This window comes from Ruegeria sp. AP11 (genome assembly GCF_056535865.1).
Genome location: NZ_JBQFJB010000001.1, coordinates 491688 through 510304 on the forward strand (window position 1 = coordinate 491688; position 18617 = coordinate 510304).

At 62.5% G+C, this 18617-nt stretch carries 19 protein-coding genes; 4 read left to right on the plus strand and 15 right to left on the minus strand.

All coding sequences use genetic code 11. From position 1 onward, the window contains the following. The first annotated feature begins 23 nt into the window (after window positions 1-23). Complete coding sequence (locus ACR3E4_RS02570) at window positions 24-356, plus strand: DnaJ family domain-containing protein (RefSeq protein WP_480535230.1); 333 nt, start codon at window positions 24-26, stop codon at window positions 354-356. Here ACR3E4_RS02570 and ACR3E4_RS02575 read toward each other — a convergent pair whose 3' ends face one another. The 3 genes from ACR3E4_RS02575 to ACR3E4_RS02585 form a co-directional block, all read right to left on the minus strand. Next, the gene (locus ACR3E4_RS02575) at window positions 357-1139 is read right to left on the minus strand and encodes a crotonase/enoyl-CoA hydratase family protein (RefSeq protein ID WP_480535229.1); all 783 of its coding nucleotides are present in this window, start codon (window positions 1137-1139) and stop codon (window positions 357-359) included. It abuts the gene before it with no gap. Window positions 1140-1206: 67 nt separating this feature from the next. After that, complete coding sequence (locus ACR3E4_RS02580; protein ID WP_480535228.1) at window positions 1207-1485, minus strand: hypothetical protein; 279 nt, start codon at window positions 1483-1485, stop codon at window positions 1207-1209. A 39-nt stretch (window positions 1486-1524) separates the two neighbouring features. Next, a complete protein-coding gene (locus tag ACR3E4_RS02585; RefSeq protein ID WP_480535227.1) occupies window positions 1525-2277 on the minus strand; it encodes an SMP-30/gluconolactonase/LRE family protein in 753 nt (250 codons plus the stop codon). Window positions 2278-2370: 93 nt separating this feature from the next. Here ACR3E4_RS02585 and ACR3E4_RS02590 point away from each other — a divergent pair, with 93 nt between their 5' ends. After that, a complete protein-coding gene (locus tag ACR3E4_RS02590; protein ID WP_480535226.1) occupies window positions 2371-3483 on the plus strand; it encodes a pyridoxal phosphate-dependent aminotransferase in 1113 nt (370 codons plus the stop codon). A 90-nt stretch (window positions 3484-3573) separates the two neighbouring features. Here ACR3E4_RS02590 and ACR3E4_RS02595 read toward each other — a convergent pair whose 3' ends face one another. The 6 genes from ACR3E4_RS02595 to ACR3E4_RS02620 form a co-directional block, all read right to left on the minus strand. Further along, a complete protein-coding gene (locus ACR3E4_RS02595) occupies window positions 3574-4764 on the minus strand; it encodes a pyridoxal-phosphate-dependent aminotransferase family protein (protein WP_480535225.1) in 1191 nt (396 codons plus the stop codon). 51 nt (window positions 4765-4815) lie between these two features. Continuing rightward, entirely contained in the window at window positions 4816-5448 is a 633-nt protein-coding gene (locus ACR3E4_RS02600; protein ID WP_480535224.1) for a bifunctional 4-hydroxy-2-oxoglutarate aldolase/2-dehydro-3-deoxy-phosphogluconate aldolase, read from the minus strand. Window positions 5449-5452: 4 nt separating this feature from the next. After that, window positions 5453-7258: a phosphogluconate dehydratase gene (gene edd / locus ACR3E4_RS02605; RefSeq protein WP_480535223.1), complete on the minus strand. Its 1806-nt coding sequence runs from the start codon at window positions 7256-7258 to the stop codon at window positions 5453-5455. Window positions 7259-7260: 2 nt separating this feature from the next. Further along, a complete protein-coding gene (gene zwf, locus ACR3E4_RS02610; protein ID WP_480535222.1) occupies window positions 7261-8706 on the minus strand; it encodes a glucose-6-phosphate dehydrogenase in 1446 nt (481 codons plus the stop codon). A gap of 227 nt (window positions 8707-8933) precedes the next feature. Beyond that, window positions 8934-11177 carry a phosphoenolpyruvate--protein phosphotransferase gene (ptsP, locus tag ACR3E4_RS02615; RefSeq protein WP_480535221.1) on the minus strand — a complete coding sequence of 748 codons (2244 nt, stop codon included), beginning with the start codon at window positions 11175-11177 and terminating at the stop codon, window positions 8934-8936. A 46-nt stretch (window positions 11178-11223) separates the two neighbouring features. Next, on the minus strand, window positions 11224-12462 hold the full coding sequence (locus tag ACR3E4_RS02620) for an aspartate kinase (protein ID WP_480535220.1): 1239 nt from the start codon (window positions 12460-12462) through the stop codon (window positions 11224-11226). Between the two features lie 165 nt (window positions 12463-12627). On the opposite strand from ACR3E4_RS02620, the gene ACR3E4_RS02625 reads away from it, so the two are divergent. Then, window positions 12628-12984: a hypothetical protein gene (locus ACR3E4_RS02625; RefSeq protein WP_480535219.1), complete on the plus strand. Its 357-nt coding sequence runs from the start codon at window positions 12628-12630 to the stop codon at window positions 12982-12984. Here ACR3E4_RS02625 and ACR3E4_RS02630 read toward each other — a convergent pair. The 5 genes from ACR3E4_RS02630 to ACR3E4_RS02650 all read right to left on the minus strand — a co-directional run bounded on the left by ACR3E4_RS02630 (window position 12978) and on the right by ACR3E4_RS02650 (window position 16027). Beyond that, window positions 12978-13616, minus strand: coding sequence for an SDR family NAD(P)-dependent oxidoreductase (locus tag ACR3E4_RS02630; RefSeq protein WP_480535218.1), 639 nt, complete (start codon window positions 13614-13616; stop codon window positions 12978-12980). The genes ACR3E4_RS02625 and ACR3E4_RS02630 overlap by 7 nt on opposite strands. Before the next feature lie 3 nt (window positions 13617-13619). Next, a complete protein-coding gene (locus ACR3E4_RS02635) occupies window positions 13620-14075 on the minus strand; it encodes a DUF1178 family protein (RefSeq protein ID WP_480535217.1) in 456 nt (151 codons plus the stop codon). A 71-nt stretch (window positions 14076-14146) separates the two neighbouring features. Continuing rightward, a complete protein-coding gene (locus ACR3E4_RS02640) occupies window positions 14147-14632 on the minus strand; it encodes an NUDIX hydrolase (protein ID WP_480535216.1) in 486 nt (161 codons plus the stop codon). 97 nt (window positions 14633-14729) lie between these two features. Next, window positions 14730-15479: an EcsC family protein gene (locus ACR3E4_RS02645; protein ID WP_480535215.1), complete on the minus strand. Its 750-nt coding sequence runs from the start codon at window positions 15477-15479 to the stop codon at window positions 14730-14732. A 53-nt stretch (window positions 15480-15532) separates the two neighbouring features. Continuing rightward, window positions 15533-16027, minus strand: a complete 495-nt coding sequence (locus ACR3E4_RS02650; protein WP_480535214.1) for a GNAT family N-acetyltransferase — start codon at window positions 16025-16027, stop codon at window positions 15533-15535. 73 nt (window positions 16028-16100) lie between these two features. On the opposite strand from ACR3E4_RS02650, the gene ACR3E4_RS02655 reads away from it, so the two are divergent. Then, complete coding sequence (locus tag ACR3E4_RS02655; RefSeq protein ID WP_480535213.1) at window positions 16101-16706, plus strand: flavin reductase family protein; 606 nt, start codon at window positions 16101-16103, stop codon at window positions 16704-16706. A 137-nt stretch (window positions 16707-16843) separates the two neighbouring features. Here the strand turns inward: ACR3E4_RS02655 and ACR3E4_RS02660 are convergent, their stop codons facing one another. After that, complete coding sequence (locus ACR3E4_RS02660; RefSeq protein ID WP_480535212.1) at window positions 16844-18478, minus strand: SulP family inorganic anion transporter; 1635 nt, start codon at window positions 18476-18478, stop codon at window positions 16844-16846. Between the last annotated feature and the right edge of the window lie 139 nt (window positions 18479-18617).

An 18617-nucleotide genomic window follows, 5' to 3' on the forward strand; every position in this document is an offset into this window, starting at 1 on the left:
CCTACAGGCGGTATGATACACCCATGTTCGGATCGCTTGGAAAACTGGTGGAACGCCAGATCAAAAAGGCGCAGGCCGAGGGCCAGTTGCAGGGGCTTGAGGGCGAAGGCGCACCCCTGCCCGACCGTTCGGGCGAAGCACAAAGCGACCCCGCCATTGCTGCCGGTCACCGGATCATGGCGCAGGCCGGAGTACTGCCCGAGGAATTCGATATCAAGAAACAGCTGGACACGGCGCGCAAGAATTATGCCGCGCTGACCGACCCCGAGGCGCGTAAGGCCGCCATGGCTCGCATTGCTGATCTGGAGATGCGGTACAACATGGCCCGCGATGCGCGGCGGGCTTTCATGCGGTGATCATTTGAACTCGGGCTTACGGCCCTGCATGTGCGCCATGACGATCTCCATCTGATCCGGTTTACCGATCAGGTCGACCTGTTCCGAGGATTCGGCCTGCAACACTTCAGCACGGTCGCGGGTTTCGGCCACGTCGATCAGGCGTTTGGCGGCGCGGATGGCCGAGGGGCTTTTGCCCGCGATATCCTCGGCCAGTGCCAGCGCTTCGGTTAGGGGGTCATCGGACAGTTTCGTCACCAGCCCCCAATCCGCCGCCTGCGGTGCGCCGATGGGGCGGGCGGTGTAGGTCAGCAGGCGCAACACGTCCGAGCGTACCAGTTCAGGCAGCAGAACCATGCCGCCCATGTCGGGGATGAGACCCCATTTCATCTCCATCACCGACAGCTTGGCCTCGAGGTGCGCGATGCGGATATCCGCGCCCAGCGCGATCTGCAGGCCTCCGCCATAGGCCACGCCCTGGATGGCGCAGATCACCGGGACAGGGACGCGCCGCCAGATCAGGGCAATCTCCTGCAACTCATTGGCGTCCTCGTGGCTGCGGGTCATCAGCCATTCGGTCGGGTCTGTTTGGGCCATGCTGGCAAAGCTGGCCATGTCGAGCCCGGCGCAGAAGCTCTTGCCCTCGCCGGACAGCACCACGGCGCGGATATCGGCGGCGGCGACCTCCTGACCCGCAGACAGGATCGCCTTGATCATCGCGTCGTCCAGCGCGTTCATCTTGTCGCCACGGGTCAGGGTGACATGGGCGATGTAGTCTTTGTATTCGACGGATACGCGGGACATGGGACCTCCGAAGCGTTTAGTGTTGCGCCAACCTTGCCAGCACACGGCCCGGAGCGCCACCGCGACGTCAGGGCAGATCGGCAACCGGTATCCGGCCAAACCAAGGCGAATCCAGCGTCATCACATAAAACTGGTCACCAACGATCTGGCCCGCTGTGGTGATGCCCAGCCGACCGTCGGGGTCCTGCAACGTACGCAGGATGGTGCCGTCACCATCGAACTGCACCAGCATTCCGCGATGGATCGGCGCGGGGCGCACCTTGGGACCCAATCGCCAGATCACCTTGCGCAGGAAGGGATAGGGCATCAACGCCTCGGATGGCACGCGCGGGCTGGCGAAGGCCATCCAATAGGTGCCGTCCCCCTGCGCCTTGATGTTGTCGGGCTAGCCCGGCAGGTTGTCGAGCAACACTTCCTGCTCACCGGCTTTGGGGCCAGCCAGCCAAAGCTTGTGTACCCGCGCCCGCCCCGTTTCGGCAATCAGTAGGAAGTCTTCGTCGGGTGAAAGGGCGATGCCGTTGGTATAGACGAACCCCTCGGCGATCTTTTGCGCGGTTCCATCGGGTGCAGAGCGCGCGACATATCCTGTCGGCGATTGCTCCCAGATGGTCAGAACCGAGGTCGGTTTGGTACCGCCCATCGTCTCGGGGTCGAAGCGATCCGAGGAGTTCGAGAAATAGACGGTGCCGTCCTGCGCCAGGTCGAGGTTGTTGGCATAGATCACCGGTGCGCCGTCGATTTCCGAGACCAGCGTTTCCAGTGACCCCGGCCCGGTCCAGCGCATCTGCCCGCGAAAGCTGTCGGCAATATAAAGCGCGCCATCCGGCCCCGCCCGCAGCCCGAGGGGGCGTCCGCCAAGCTGGTCGACCTCAACCGGCTGATCCCCGTCGATGCGATAGAGAAGGCCCGACAGGCTGGTGGTATAGACCGCGCCACCCGGCAGCACGGCGATATCCTCGGGGCCGATCTCGTCCTTCGGGAGGGAGGTCAGCTGCGCCTTGTCGAGTTGCCTGTTCTCGGCAAAATCTCCGGTGAAACCGGGGGGTTCCGGCATTTCATGCGAGACCGGATCAACCGGGACCGGCCAGAACAGCAGATAGGCAAGACCGATTAGGGCAAGGCCCAGTAGATAACGCATGACACCTCCGAATTTCAGTTGCGCGCAAACTGACGATGAATGCGGCGGGGTGCAAGACTTGCCCCGCTTGGAAGGTTGCGTTTATCTGCGGCCATGACTGGTCCTCGTTACACCCCGCTTGCGCAATCCCTGCCTGCAACCGTGCCCTTTGTTGGCCCCGAGACACAGGAGCGTCAGCGCGGCACGCCTTTTGTCGCACGGCTGGGGGCGAATGAGAGTGTGTTTGGCCCCTCGCCCCGTGCCGTCGAGGCGATGCAGCGGGCGGCGGGCGAGGTCTGGATGTATGGCGACCCCGAGAATCACGACCTGCGCCATGCGCTGGCGGCGCATCACGGGGTTGCGCCTGCAAATATCGTGGTGGGCGAAGGCATTGACGGGTTGCTGGGCTATCTGGTGCGGCTGCTGGTTGGACCCGGTGATGCGGTGGTGACCTCGGACGGGGCCTATCCGACCTTCAACTATCATGTGGCCGGGTTTGGCGGGGTTCTGCACAAGGTTCCCTATCGCGACGATCATGAGGACCCAGCGGCGCTGTTCGCCAAAGCGGCAGAGGTGGATGCGAAGCTGGTTTATCTGGCCAATCCCGACAATCCGATGGGCAGTTGGCATTCCGGAGCGGATATCGTCGCGGCGATGGAGGCTTTGCCAGAGGGCTGTCTGCTGGTTCTGGATGAGGCTTATGTGGAATGCGCACCCGAGGGCACGACCGCCTCGGTTGCGGCGGATGATCCGCGTGTGATCCGGATGCGGACGTTTTCCAAGGTCTATGGCATGGCCGGCGCGCGGGTGGGCTATGCCATCGGTGCGCCCGAACTGATTGCGGCATTTAACAAAGTGCGCAACCATTTCGGCATGAACCGTGCCGCGCAGGCCGGGGCGTTGGCGGCGCTGCAAGATCAGGCGTGGCTGACAGAGGTTCAGGCCAAGATCGCCGGAGCACGCGACCAGATCGGGCAGATTGCGCGCTCGTGTGGGCTGGAGCCCCTGCCCTCGGCCACCAATTTCGTGGCGATCGATTGCGGGCGTGACGGGGCGTTTGCCAAGGCTGTATTGGAGTCGCTGGTTGCGCAGGGCATATTTGTGCGGATGCCGTTTGCGACGCCTCAGAACAGGTGTATTCGGGTGAGTTGTGGTGCGGCAGCGGACATGGAGGCGTTTGCGGCGGCGTTGCCGAAGGCCCTTGCCGCAGCGGAGGCGCTTGGATGAGCGGTGAAGGGGGGCTGTCTGCCCCCCATCGCGCCGGGGCGCGATTCCCCCCGAGGATATTTTTGGCCAGATGAAGAGGCGGATCAGGGCTTAGGCGGCCAGAGTGGCGGCGGCAGCCTCGAGCGCGCCCTGACCACGCGGGATGTCGAGCGCGGCCATGGCAGTTTCCATGCTGCCCAGTGTGGCCATGACCATCTGGGCATTCACGTGCCCCATGTGGCCGAGGCGGAAACAACCGTCCCAGTCCTCCATCCCCAGACCGATGCCCAGGGTCAGGCCGAGTTGGTTTTCGGTATAGTTGCGCAACGGCGTGCCGCGCCCTTCGGTCAGGCGGAGGGCGGTAACCGCGTGGCTGCGTTGGGCCGGATCGGTGACGTTCAGATGAAGCGCGCCGCCCTGCGCCCAGACCTCGCAGGCGGCCCAGATCGCCTTGGCGAGGTGTTCGTGGCGGGCCCAGACGGCCTCGATCCCTTCGGCGTGGATCAGGTCGAGCGCAGCGCGCAGGCCGTAGAGGTGGTGCGTTGGCGCGGTGCCGTTGAAATACTGGTAGAACAGTTCGGGATTGGCGCGCGGCTGCCAGTCCCAATATTGCGAGACCCGGGGCATGGTGGTGCGTTTGGCCTGTGCCTTGTCGTTAAAGAAGACGAAGCCCATGCCGGGCGGGGTCATCAGACCCTTCTGGCAAGCGGTGACGGTGACGTCGATCCCCCAGGCATCCATCTCGAACCGGTCGCAACCCATTGATGCGATACAATCCGCCATCAGCAAGGCGGGGTGACCAAGGTCGTCGAGCAAGGCGCGCAAGGCCGGGATGTTGTTGCGGATCGACGTTGAGGTGTCGACATGGACCGCGAGCACGGCTTTGATTTTGTGGCTGGTATCAGCACGCAGAGCTTCGGCGATGCGGTTGAAATCCCAGGCTGAGGACATGCCGAAATCGATCACCTCAACCGTTGCGCCGATACCTTCGGCCATCTCGGCCCAGCCATGGGTGAAGCGGCCCGAGGCCGGGGCGAGCACGGTTTCGCCGGGGGCGATCACGTTGGACAGCGCGGCCTCCCACGTGCCATGGCCGTTGGCGATGTAGATGGCGACGTCATGTTCGGTGCGGGCCACGCGCTTGAGATCGCGGGTGAGCGCGGGCATCATCTCGATCAGCTCGCCGTCATAGATGTTGGGCGACGGGCGATGCATCGCCTGCAGCACCGCGTCGGGCATGACCGAGGGGCCGGGAATGGCCAGATACTCGCGTCCGTGCGCGAGGGAGTGTTGGTTTGTCATGAGGGCAACCTGATTGAATTGAGGCATACCCTAGCGTCTTGCCCTGCGGCGTCAATCCGTCAGACGGGCGGCTTCACGGGCGAGGGTTTCGATCCCGGACCAGTCGCCGTTCTGAACCATCTGCTTAGGCGCGACCCAGCTGCCCCCGGCGCAGATCACGTTGGAGAGCGACAGATAATCGTGGGCATTGGTGGGGGATACACCGCCGGTCGGGCAGAAGGTGATCTGTGGCAGCGGTGCGCCAATGGCTTTCAGGGCGGGCGCGCCGCCTGAGGCCTCAGCCGGGAAGAACTTCAGCATGTCATAGCCCTTTTCCAGCAGGGCCATCGCCTCACTCGCGGTGGCGGCACCGGGTAGCAGAGGCAGGTCTTCAGCCTCGCAGGCAGCAATCAGCGCGTCGGTCGCGCCGGGAGAGACGCCGAATTGCGCGCCGGCCGCTTTGGCGGCGCGGACGTCTTCGGGCGTGACCAAGGTGCCTGCGCCGACAACGCCGCCGGGGACGTCGGCCATGGCACGGATTGCGTCCAGCGCAGCGGGGGTGCGCAGAGTAACCTCGAGCGCGGGGAGGCCGCCCGCGACCAGCGCTTCGGCCAGCGGGCCGGCGTGGGCTGCGTCGTCGACCACCAGAACCGGAACGATCGGGGCCAGCGCGCAAATCTCGCGGGTGCGTTGAGTTTTGGACATGGGGTTACACTCCAAATATGCTGGCGCCGGTGTCAGCCGAGCCGACATTCTGGCGGAATGCGCCAAAGAGGTCGCGGCCGACGCCGTGCTGGTTTGCCGAAAGGTCTGCGGTGGTCGGGGTGCGGTCGAGAACGCCGGGGGTGAGGATTTCCAGCGCGCCTTTCACCGCATCCACGCGCAGAATATCGCCATCCTGCAGGCACGCGATGGCGCCTCCGTCCAACGCCTCGGGGCAGACATGGATGGCGGCGGGCACTTTGCCGGAGGCACCGGACATGCGGCCATCGGTGACCAGCGCCACCTTCTGACCCCTGCCCTGCAAGATCGAGAGCATCGGCGTCAGCGAGTGCAGTTCGGGCATTCCGTTGGCCTTGGGGCCCTGGAAGCGGACGACGACGATGACGTCATCGGTGAACTCTCCGGCTTTGAAGGCGTCCTTGACAGCATTCTGGTCGTGGAACACGCGCACGGGCGCTTCGACCACCTGATGTTCGGGCGCGACGGCCGAGACCTTCATGACGCCGGTGCCCAGATTTCCGGTCAGGCGCGACAGGCCGCCGGTGGGCTGAAACGGGTCGTTGGCGGGGCGGACAATCTTTTCATTCAGGCTGTGGCCTGCGCCGTCTTCCCAGACCAGCTCGCCGTTCTTCAGCTTGGGTTCCTTGGTGTAATTGTGCAGTCCCTGCCCTGCGACGGTCAGGGTGTCGGGATGCAGCAAGCCGTCCTCGAGCAGCGTACCGATGGTAAAGCCCAAGCCGCCTGCGGCGTGGAAATGGTTCACATCGGCCAGACCGTTCGGATAGACCCGTGCGACCAAGGGGACCACGGCGGAGATGTCCGAAAAATCCTCCCAATCCAGCACGATACCACCGGCGCGCGCCATGGCAATCAGGTGGATCAGCAGGTTGGTCGATCCGCCAGTCGCCATCAGGCCGACGATACCATTGACGAAGGCGCGTTCGTCGAGAATCTGGCAGACCGGCGTATAGTGATTGCCCAGCGCGCTGAGCGACAGGGCGCGGCGGGCGCCTTCTTCTGTCAGGGCATCGCGCAGGGGTGTGCCCGGGTTGACGAAGCTGGAGCCCGGCAAGTGCAGACCCATGAACTCCATCAGCATCTGGTTGGTGTTGGCGGTGCCATAGAAGGTGCAGGTGCCGGGGCCGTGATAGGCGGCCATTTCGGCCTTCATCAGTGCGTCACGACCGACATCTCCGGCTGCGAATTGCTGGCGGACCTTGGCCTTTTCGTCGTTCGGGAGACCGCTGGTCATCGGACCGGCGGGCAGGAAGACGGCGGGCAGATGGCCGAAGGCCTGCGCGCCGATGATCAGGCCGGGCACGATCTTGTCGCAGACACCCAGAAACACCGCCGCGTCATAGGTGTTATGGCTAAGCGCTACACCTGTCGCCAGCGCGATCACATCACGCGAAAACAGCGACAGTTCCATCCCGGCCTCGCCCTGAGTGACGCCATCGCACATCGCCGGAACTCCGCCTGCGACCTGTGCTGTGCCACCCGCTGCGCGGATCGCATCGCGGATCAGCGCAGGGTAGCGTTCAAACGGCTGGTGGGCCGAGAGCATGTCATTATAGGCGGTGACAATGCCCAGATTGCCCGCCGTGCCAGTGGCCATCGACTGCTGATCTTCACCCGCGCCCGCATAGGCATGGGCCTGACCGCTGCAGGACAGATGCGCACGCGCCGGGCCTTTGGATTTGGCCTGTTCCATCCGTTCCAGATGTGGGCCGCGCAGGCTGGCGCTGCGGTCGATGATGCGTTTGGTGACATCGGATATGACTGTGTTGACCATGATTACTCTCCGATCTGACGCCAGCGGCGCCCATCGCGATGCATGAGCATCAATGCTTCTTCTGGCCCCGAGCTGCCCTGATCGTATTTTGCAGGCTTGTCGCCACGCTCTTCCCAGCCATGAATGATGGGATCGACCCAGGCCCAGGCGGCCTCGGCCTCGTCGCCTCGCATGAACAGTGTCTGGTCGCCGCGGATCACGTCCATGATCAGGCGTTCATAGGCATCGGGAGATTGCGCGCCATCGCCCAGCGCGTCGGCAAAGCTCATATCGAGCGCCACGTCGGACAGGCGGAAACCGCCCTGTCCCGGTTCCTTGATGGTGGTGCGCAGGGTGATGCCTTCGTCCGGTTGCAGGCGGATCACCAGCACATTGCCGTGCAGTGGGCCAACGTTGGGAAAAATCGTATGCGGCGGGTCGCGGAAGAACACCGCGATCTCGGATTCCCGCGCCCGCAGGCGTTTGCCGGTGCGCAGGTAGAACGGCACCCCGGCCCAGCGCCAGTTGCCGATATGAGTCTTGAGGGCGATGAAGCTTTCGGTCCGGCTGGCCGGGTTTCCGACGTGATCCAGATAACCGTCGCCGCCCTTGTCGGTGCGATACTGGCCACGGGCGATGTCTTTGGTCTCGACCGGTTCCAGCGCTTCGATCACCTTGACCTTTTCATCGCGCACCGCGTTGGGCGCGAATTTCGAGGGCGGCTCCATCGCGGTCAGACACAGCAATTGAACCAGATGGTTCTGGATCATATCCCGCATCGCGCCGGACTGATCGTAATAGGAGCCGCGTCCTTCGACACCCACGGTTTCGGCCACTGTGATCTGTACGTGATCGACATGGGTGGCGTTCCACAGCGGTTCGAACAGGGAATTGGCAAAGCGCAGGGCCATCAGGTTCTGCACGGTTTCCTTGCCCAGATAATGGTCGATCCGATAGATTTGATGTTCCTCGAAACAGGCGCGCAACCCTTCGTTCAGGGCCTTGGCTGAGGCCAGATCGTGGCCAAAGGGTTTTTCCACCACGATACGGCTGTCGGGCGTGGCCAGACCGTGATCATGCAGCCGTTGCGCGATGCCCGAGAACAGGCTTGGACCCACGGACAGGTAAAAGGCGCGCACCACATCCGGACGCAGCGCTTTGGCCAGTTCGGGCCAGCCCGCATCGCCCAGCGCGTCCACCGGCACATACTCGACGCGGGCAAGGAAACGGTCCAGCGTGTCTTTGTCGTATTTCGGGGCGAATTCATCCATCGACGCACGCAGCTGCTTGCGGAACTCTTCACTGTCCACATCAGATCGCGCGGTGCCGATGATGCGCGCATCTTCCGGCATCTGGCCCACTTCGAACCGATGATAGAGCCCCGGCAGGATCTTACGCTGTGCCAGATCGCCCGTCGCACCGAACAGCACGAGGTCGAACGGTTCTACCGGAATTACGCGTGAGACCATGATGAGGCTCCTTCTCGGGGTGCGTCGCCTGTCTATCAGAGGACAGCCCGGATGTGTAACAATGTGCCGCCGCTTATGTTATCGCTAACATTTGATGGTTCAATAGGGGCTCCATGCGCAAAGATCAAGCTTGGATTTGTGTTTTAGCAATCCTTCGGAGCCTGGCGCTGACGGTTTCTTGAAAAGAAACCGAGCCTGAAACTTTGAAAGTTTCAGGTTCCTCCGGATCACGATTGCGTCCGCAACCAATCCATCACCGATGGGCGCACGGATTGTTCACCGCGGTGCCGCGCGTCGGCGATGATCTTGCGCACATCCTGCAGGTTCGAGCGCAAAAGCAGGCTTTTGACCGGCCCGATCGAGGCCGGACGCATCGACAAGGTGCGGATGCCCATCGCGGCCAGACACAGCGCCTCGACTGGGCGACCGGCGTCTTCGCCGCAGAAGCTGAGCGGCGTGTCCGAGATGTTGCAGCGTTCAACTATGCGTTCGATGAAGCTGAGGAAGCTGACATTGAGCGTGTCATAGCGGCGGCGCACCAGCTCGTTTTCGCGGTCGGCGGCGAAGAAGAACTGTTTCAGATCGTTTCCACCGATCGAGATGAACCCAACCTCATCAAAGAACTTCTGCGGCGCAAAGGCCAGCGAGGGCGTTTCCAGCATCGCGCCCACTTCCAGCGTTTCGGGCAGGACATGTCCCAGACGCCGTTCGCGTTCGATGGTTTTCTTGACCTCCCAGCGTGCCTCGCGGAATTCGTCGGCCTGCGCCACAAACGGGAACATGATGGTCAGAGGGCGCCCGTTGGCGGCCCGGATCAGCGCCTGCAACTGCATCCGCATTACGCCGCGCTTGTCCAGACCCACTCGGATCGCACGCCAGCCCAGCGCCGGGTTCGGTTCGGCCACATGCTTCATATAGGGCAAAACCTTGTCCGATCCGATATCAAGCGTGCGGAAGATCACCTTCTTGTCGCCCGCCGCATCCAGAACCCGTTGATATTGCGTCACGAGTTCCTGCCGTTTCGGCATCTGATTTCGGATCAGGAATTGCAGTTCGGTCCGGAACAGGCCGACGCCTTCGGCCCCCGAAGTGCCCAGCGAGGGCAAATCTGCCATCAGACCCGCATTCATTACCATGTTGATACGCGCGCCATCCTGCGTCACCGTCGGCGTTTCGCGGATCGAGGCATAGCGTTCTTGCGCCTTGGCCTGCATGGCGATCTTGTCGCGGAAAGCGCTGACCACCGTGTCTTCGGGGCGCAGGTGGACAACACCGTTGTCGCCATCGACAAGGATATGATCGCCGTTCAACGCCTCGGTCGTGATCCGGCCCACATGCACCACCAGCGGAATCGCCAGCGCGCGCGCCACGATGGTGGCATGGCTGCCGACCGATCCTTCCTCGAGCACGATACCTTTCAAAGACCGACCATATTCCAACAGGTCACCCGGGCCGATGTTGCGGGCAATCAGGATCGGATCGGGCGGCAGGTCGGCCCCGTTGGTATTCCCCTGCCCCGTCAGAATGCGCAGCAGCCGGTTGCTGAGGTCATCCAGATCGGCCAGCCGTTCGCGCAGGTATGGATCGGTCACCTGCCCCATGCGGGCGCGGGCCTGGGATTGTTCTTTCTCGACAGCTGCCTCAGCGCTGAGGCCCAGGGCGATGTCCTCTTCCATCCGGCGCATCCAGCCCTTGGAATTTGCGAACATCCGGTAGGCTTCGAGCACCTGAAGCTGCTCGGTATCGCCGCCCTGCGAAATCTCAAGCATCTTGTCGACGCCGACGCGTAACTCTTCCACCGCCTCGTTCAGACGTTCGCTTTCGCGATGCGGATCGTCGGCGATGGGGTTGGTGATGACCACGCGGGGCTCGTGCAGCCAGACATGGCCTTCGGCTGACCCTTCCTGCGCCGGGCCACCCTCGAGCTGTACAGATTGCTGGTGCAACGGCGACAGGGCCGCGCCTTCGCCGACAAAGGCGCCCAGCTCGGCCATTTCGGCCAGAACCATGGCGACCACTTCCAGCGCATAAACCTCATCGGCGGAAAACTCGCGCGCCTCGCGGGACTGGACCACCAGAACACCCAGCTTTTGACCCAGCCGTTGTACAGGCACGCCGAGAAAGGAAGAAAACCGCTCTTCCCCGGTTTCGGGCATATAGCGGAAGCCCTTGGCCGAGGGCGCGTCTGCCGTGTTCACCACCTTGCCCGATTTGGCGACGCGGCCCACCAGCCCTTCGCCCATGCGCATCCGGGTCTTGTGCACCGCCTCTGGCGACAGACCTTCGGTGGCACAAAGCTCGAGCGTGTCCTCGTCCCGGAACAGATAGACCGAACAGACCTCGGCCCGGATGCTGTCGGCAATCAGCTGCGTGATCCGGTCAAGGCGTTCCTGACCGGCGGCCTCGCTGGCCATCTCTTCGCGCAACCGCCCGAGCAGCTTGCGGGATTCTGTTTCCGTACCGTCCGCCATGGCCCAACCGTCTTATGGTGTCAGGCGTGACCCTTGGCTGATCAGCTCAGGCCGCCTTGTCCAGTTCAAACGCATCATGCAGCGCCTGAACGGCAAGTTCCATGTATTTCCTGTCGATCAGCACGGAAATTTTGATTTCCGAGGTGGTGATGACCTTGATGTTGATCCCCTCGTCCGAGAGGATTTTGAACATCTTGGCCGCGACACCGGATTGCGAGCGCATGCCGATTCCGACAACCGAAACCTTGCAGACATCTTCGTCCGCGACCAGCTCGGCATAGTTCAGCTCGCCCTGCTCCTTGATCGCCAGCAGCGCCTTTTCGGCGCGCGCCACCTGATCGGTCGGGCACGAGAAGGTCATGTCCGTGCGCCCTTCGTCCGAGATGTTCTGCACGATCATGTCCACATTCACGCCCTCATCGCTGAGCGCGGTGAAGATGATCGAGGCGATGCCGGGGCGGTCGGCCACGGAGACGACGGTCATCTTGGCTTCGTCGCGGGAATAGGCCACACCGGCCACAACATTGGATTCCATGATATCCTCCTCGTCGCAGACCAGTGTACCGGCCTCGTCGGATTGTTCTTCAAAGCTTGAGAGAACGCGCAGTTTCACCTTGTAGCGCATCGCCAGCTCGACCGAGCGGGTCTGCAGCACCTTGGCCCCCAGCGAGGCCAGCTCGAGCATCTCTTCGAACGAGATCCGGTCCAGCTTGCGCGCCTTGTCGCAGATGCGCGGGTCCGTGGTATAGACGCCGTCCACATCCGTGTAGATATCGCAACGTTCGGCATCGAAAGCCGCCGCAAAGGCAACGGCCGTGGTGTCCGAACCGCCCCGGCCCAGCGTGGTGATGCGACCCTCGGGGCTGATGCCCTGAAAGCCTGCGACAACGGCGACCTTCATGCCTTCGTCGAATTTCTGGGTAAGGTTTTCGGTCGGGATTTCCTCGATCCGGGCTTGGCTGTGGGCGCTGGTGGTCCTGAGCGGCACCTGCCAGCCCTGCCAACTGCGCGCCGGGATATCCATTTCCTGCAGCGTCAGCGCCATCAGACCGGCGGTCACGTTTTCGCCCGAGGATACGACCGCATCATATTCGCGCGCATCATACAGCGGCGAGGTCTCATCGACCCAACCCACAAGCTCGTTGGTTTTGCCGGACATGGCCGAGACGATAACGATCACGTCATAGCCCTTGGCCACCTCGACACCGACGCGTTTCGCTGCGCGGCGGATGCGGTCAAGATTGGCAACCGAAGTGCCACCGAATTTCATCACGAGTACGGGCATGGGGGCAAATGTCTCCGCGCCTTGGATTTGAAGTTGCGAGCCTCATATGCGAGGGGGGCGGCAAGAGCAAGGGGCGCGAACCCGCCAAACTGCGACGCAGGGCCGCTTTACATTGATGCGCCCCGATGTCAGCCTGACGCCGATCATTCGCCCAAGAGGAATTCCATGTACCGCTTTGCCATCGCCCTGTCCCTGATTTCAACCGCGGCCCATGCGCAGGTCGCCACCCTGTCGGGAACCGATGGCCAGAATGCGCTGGGCACCGTGCCCTGCGCGGCACTGGCGGGCGAGCCGATGGGCAGCTGCCCCGCCGAATTGCGCAGACGCGAGGACGGCACCGCAACATTGGCGGTCCAGTTGAAAACCGGAGAGGTGCGGCGGATCTATTTCACCAACGGCATACCTGATTCCAGCAGCTCGACCTCAAAACTGACCTATGAAACGCCCGGAGACCTTATGGTGATCTTCATCGAACCCGGCGAGGTTTATGAAATCCCCAAGGCGGCGCTCAACAATCAGTAAGGGTGCGCGCGACCGTCCCAGGTTTCGAAACACCCCGTTGTGGCAAGCGATAGCGCCTCGAACCGGTCCATCAGGCCCGCAACGGCCTGATCCACGGTGATATCTGCCGCGGCGCCACCCATATCGGTTTGCACCCAGCCGGGGTGATAAACGCCAACGGCGATGCCATCACCGCGCAGATCGGTTGCCAAATTACGCCCCAAATTCAGCGCAGCGGCCTTTGAGGCACGATAGATGTAGCTCCCCCCCGGCGCGCGGGTGTGCGAGGCCATCTGAGACGACAGGATCGCAACCCGACCCCGTGCCGCGCGCAGATTGGGCAGCAAGGACTGAACGGTCAGAAACACGCCGGTCACATTGGCCGCAAAGGTCTGCGCCCACATCTCGGCAGGATAGCCGCCGATGTCATGCCCCTTGTCCAGATAAACGCCCGCGTTGCAGATCAGCAGATCGACCGGACGGCCCTGCAATTGCACAGACATCGCCCGCTGCTGCACCGGGTCCGAGACATCCAGAACGACCTCGGCGCTGCCGTCGCGGGCTGTACCGGTGACGGCGTGACCCGCCGCACGATACTGATCTGAAAGGGTTTTTCCGATCCCTCGGCCCGCGCCGGTGATCACCACATGCATGGGTCAGTTGGTCTTGCGCGTGGGAACAAAAGGCAACGGTGCCACCGGCACGCCATCTTCCACCAGCGCCCGCGCTTCCTCGGGCTTGGCTTCGCCATAGATGGCACGCTCGGGCGCATCGCCCAGGTGAATCTTGCGGGCTTCATTGGCGAAATCCTGACCCACATAATCCGAGTTCTGTTCGACCTGACGACGCAGTTCCGTCAGGACTTTCTCGATTTCGGGCGTAGGCTTGGCCATGCTGATCTGATCTGGCGCGTCATTGACCGGCGCCTTCTCGACCACGGCCGAGCGCGCAGGCCGAACCCGCGGTGTCATGATCGCTTTTTCCACCTTGTTGCAGCCGCAATCGGCACAGGTCACCATTCCTGCCGCAGACAGCCTGTCATAGGCCTTTCCGGACTGGAACCAGCTGTCAAAGCTGTGACCATTGCTGCATTTCAGTGAGTATTGAATCATTACACGTCCAAAAATTCGCTTGCCGAATTGATACCGACCAACATGGCAAGATCAAGTCTTGATCTCCATACCTACTGCGTCAGATGCCCGAATCCACGCAAGAGTGAAGCCAGATCGGGCGACGCCACCCGCTGGGCTGCCTTTTTGGGTGTCAGCCACTTGCGCCTGCGCTCACCGGCCTCGGGGTATTGGCCTGCCAGATGCTGAACATGCAGCGGGAACACGTCCACCACGCACAAAGCCGACGCCTTGCTGGGCCGGTTCTTGACATAGGCAAAGCGCCCCAGACTTTCCGCTCCGCACTGACCCAACACGCCCGCCTCTTCCCAGGCTTCACGAGCCGCAGTCTGCGATGGGCCGATCCCGTTGATCAGCCAGCCCTTGGGGATGATCCAACGCTGCGATTTGCGCGTCGTGATCAGCAAAATCTGCAACTGGCCTGCCTCAATGCGGTAACACAGGGCAGCTGACTGGGCATAAACCGGCAACGCCCCGGCAAGCGAAAGGCTTTCGGATGAAAGCCCGCCCTTCGTTGCACTGTCACGCCTGTCAAACACGGCTTCTTACCACTGCTCTCTCCGCTTATGTTGCGGTTTATACAATAGAAAATACCATATACTGAGACCCAAGCCAAGCATTTAGCGCGGCTGCGATCTATGTGGCCATACGCCCGGACAGGCGCCGCACCAGATCCTCATGCGGGATATCGGCATCAATGGCCAGACGCCGCAGCCCGAAATGGACATGGGCAATCTGCTGATAATAGCGCGTGTAGATGAAATTCGTGCCCCCTCCGGCCAGAGCCCCCAACAGGGGCACCGACTGCGCCGCCAGCTTCTGCCCCAGCACGACGGACAGGCGCGGCGCCACCATCGCAATCAGGCGCTGCATGGCGGGTCCGGTCAGCGTCAGGCGCATCGAAAAGAAGCCCAGATCCGCCCCGTCATCCTGAGACAGCGGCCCGGCAGCGGACAGCACCCGGATCGAATCGAATTTCACGTTCTCGGCCCCGGGATCGAACCCTTCTCGCGCGGCAGCGCCCTGAATCGCGCGCAAAATCATCGCCGTCGTGGCGGTCAGCTCGACCAATGCCGTAGACATCCCGCCCAGCCCCCCGGCGGCCCCCATAGCGGTGGTCACGGCGGTGTTGACCCACGGCTTTTGATCCGGCACCGCACGCCGCGATCCTTCGGCAGCATGCATCGCAATCCACAACGCCTGCTCGGTCGCCTCGGTCAGGCCATGGCGCACCGGCTCGGGCAGTTGATCCAGCAGAGATTCCGCCGATCCGCCCAGCTTGTTCAGCAGCGAAACCCCTGCGCCCCCGGCCGAGGAATAGAGTTTCGCCAAACGGTCAAGCTCGACCTCGGGATCGAGTTTTTCGACAAGAACAACGTCCTGCATCTGTGCCCTCCTGTCCTGGAAACATCGGCACTTTGCAGCGGGATTTCAATGGGTCAGCGGGTCCAGCGCGTGACAAGCCCCTGAATTCCCGACCAAACTCCGGGGATCAGCTCCAGCCCCAGTATCCTGTCCGGATTGGTCGGTGGCGGCATTTCGACCCCGGTCAGCGGGGCAAACCCAAACCGGGCGTAATACGGCGCGTCGCCCACCAGCATGACCCGCCTCCAACCCTTGGCGCGCCCGACTTCGACGCCCTGATGGATCAGATACCCCCCCAGCCCTTCGCCCTGATGGGTCGGATGCACTGCCACCGGCCCCAACAACAGCGCATCGTGATCGCCCACATGCACCGGCCAGAACCGGATCGCCCCCGCCAAGACCCCCTGCCCGTCACGCGCAACCTGCGACAGACCGGCGACGGGGGGTACGTCATCGCGCAGACGGTAGGACGACAGCGCCTCGCGCCCCGGCGCAAAGCACAGATCATAGAGCGCCTCGACCTCCCACCAGTCCTCTGGCTGTTCCGGCCTGATCCTGAATTGCTGCACGCGCGCCCTCTTTTCCTTGCTGGAATTCGCCCTAGCACTTCGATACGCCTTGGGCAAACGCTTGGAGATCTTGATGTTCTATCGCCCCGAAGACGGCCACGGCCTGCCGCATAACCCCTTCAACGCCATCATCACCCCCCGCCCGATCGGCTGGATTTCGACACGGGATGCGGATGGGATCAACAATCTGGCGCCCTATTCCTTTTTCAACGGAGTCGCCTACACGCCTCCACAGGTGATGTTCGCCACAACCGGCACCAAGCACGATCAGGACGGCGGCAAGGACAGCATCGCCAATATCGAGGCCACCGGCGTGTTTTGCGTCAACGTCGTGGCGCACGCGCATCAGGACGCGATGAACGCCAGCTCGGCGGGCCTGTCGAAACATGTGGATGAGTTCGCCCATGCCGGGCTGACACCGGTCGAATGCGAAACGATCAATTGCTCTCGCGTCGAAGGCGCCCCCGCGGCTTTGGAATGCAAGCTGACCCAAATCGTGACCCTTCCGGGCGCGGCCAACAGGGTGGTGTTCGGAGAGGTCACCGGCGTGCACCTGCACGACGATCACATCCGCGATGGCAAGTTTGACGTGACTTCATTCAAACCGCTCGCACGGCTCGGCTATCGGGACTATTCGGTTATCAGCGAGTTGTTTTCGCTCGACCGTCCGGATGATTGAAATCCGGTAACAGGGGGCCAGCCCCTGCCGCCCTTCGGGCGACTCACCCGGGATATTTTCGGCCAGATGAAGCAGGGGATCCGTTCTTCATCTGGCTATAAATATCCCGGAGCGCGAGGCAGAGCCTCGCAAAAGATTCAGTGGCCACCCAGAATGCCGGTACGGACCGAGTAGTCCACCGCCAGCTCGTAATCAGGGTCATCATCGCTGTCGACCATCAGGTGGCCGGCTTTGGTCAGCAGTTTGTGGCAATCGCGGCTCAGGTGCCGTAGCATGACGCGCTTGCCTGCCGCCTCGTATTTTGCCGCAATGTTCTCGATCGCCTGCAGTGCCGATTGGTCCACGACGCGGCTTTCGGCGAAATCGACGATGACAGTCTGCGGATCGTTTGGCACGTCGAACAGCTCCACAAAGCCTTCGGATGAGCCAAAGAACAGCGGCCCCTGGATTTCATAGACCTTTGCGCCCTCTTCCGTTGACGACTCGCGGGTGACGGCATGGATGCGTTTGGCGTTGTTCCAGGCATAGGCCAGCGCCGAGACGATCACGCCAACCACAACAGCGACGGCGAGGTCTTCCATCACGGTCACCACTGTCACCAGCACGATCACAAACGCATCCGTCAGAGGCACTTTGCGCAAGATATTCAGCGAGTTCCAGGCGAAGGTTCCGATCACCACCATGAACATCACGCCGACCAGCGCGGCCAGCGGGATCTGCTCGATCAGGGAAGAGCCGACGAGGATGAAGAGCAGCAGGAACAGTGCTGCCGCAATGCCTGCGATACGTGTCCGTCCACCCGATTTCACGTTGATCATCGACTGGCCGATCATGGCGCAGCCACCCATGCCACCGAAGAAACCGGTAACCACGTTCGCCGTGCCCTGCGCGATGCACTCCTGCGAGGCGCCGCCGCGTTTGTTGGTGATCTCGCCCACCAGGTTCAGGGTCAGCAGGGATTCGATCAGCCCGATGGCCGCAAGGATCAGGGCATAGGGCAGGATGATCTCAAAGGTTTCCCAGTTCAGCGGCACCATAGGGATGTGGAAGCTGGGCAATCCACCCTCGATAGAAGCCAGATCGCCGACGCGCGGAACATCCAGCCCGACACCGATCACCAGCGCGGCCACGACCACGATCCCGGCCAATGGTGCGGGAATAACGCGGGTGATGCGGGGCATGACCCAGATCACTGCCATGGTCAGCGCGACCAGACCCAGCATGGTATAAAGCTGCGCGCCCGAGAGCCATTCGCCGCCGCCCATGCCGTGGCCGGTGTTTTCCATGGTGCCGGGGACCTTGAACTGCCCCAGCTGTGCCAGAAAGATCACGATGGCCAGACCGTTGACAAAGCCCAGCATCACCGGATGCGGCACCAACCGGATGAAGCGGCCCCAGTGCATCGCCCCCGCGATGATCTGCAGGATGCCCATCAAAACAACGGTCGCGAACAGGTATTCGACGCCGTGCTGCGCCACCAGCGCCACCATGACCACCGCCAAGGCCCCGGTTGCGCCCGAAATCATGCCCGGCCGGCCACCGATCAGCGCGGTAATCAAACCTACCAGAAACGCCGCATACAGCCCGACCAGCGGGTGCACCCCGGCAACAAAGGCAAAGGCCACCGCCTCGGGTACCAGCGCCAGCGCAACGGTGAGGCCCGACAGCAGCTCGATCCGCAGACGTGCAAAGGTCAGCCCTTCGTCGGGCACCCAGCGCAAATCGGGTATGGCTAGGCGATTGGCAAAGCTTGCCAGCAAGGCTCGGGGCATGGATCGGTCCTGTCGGTCGGTTATGTTCGCGCGAAAGGGGCCTTCTAGCGGCCAAAGCGCTGCTGAGATACCGCGTCAGGCGGGACCCTGATATGCACCTGGCGCATGGCTTGACGCAAGCGCACACAAACCGTTGAAG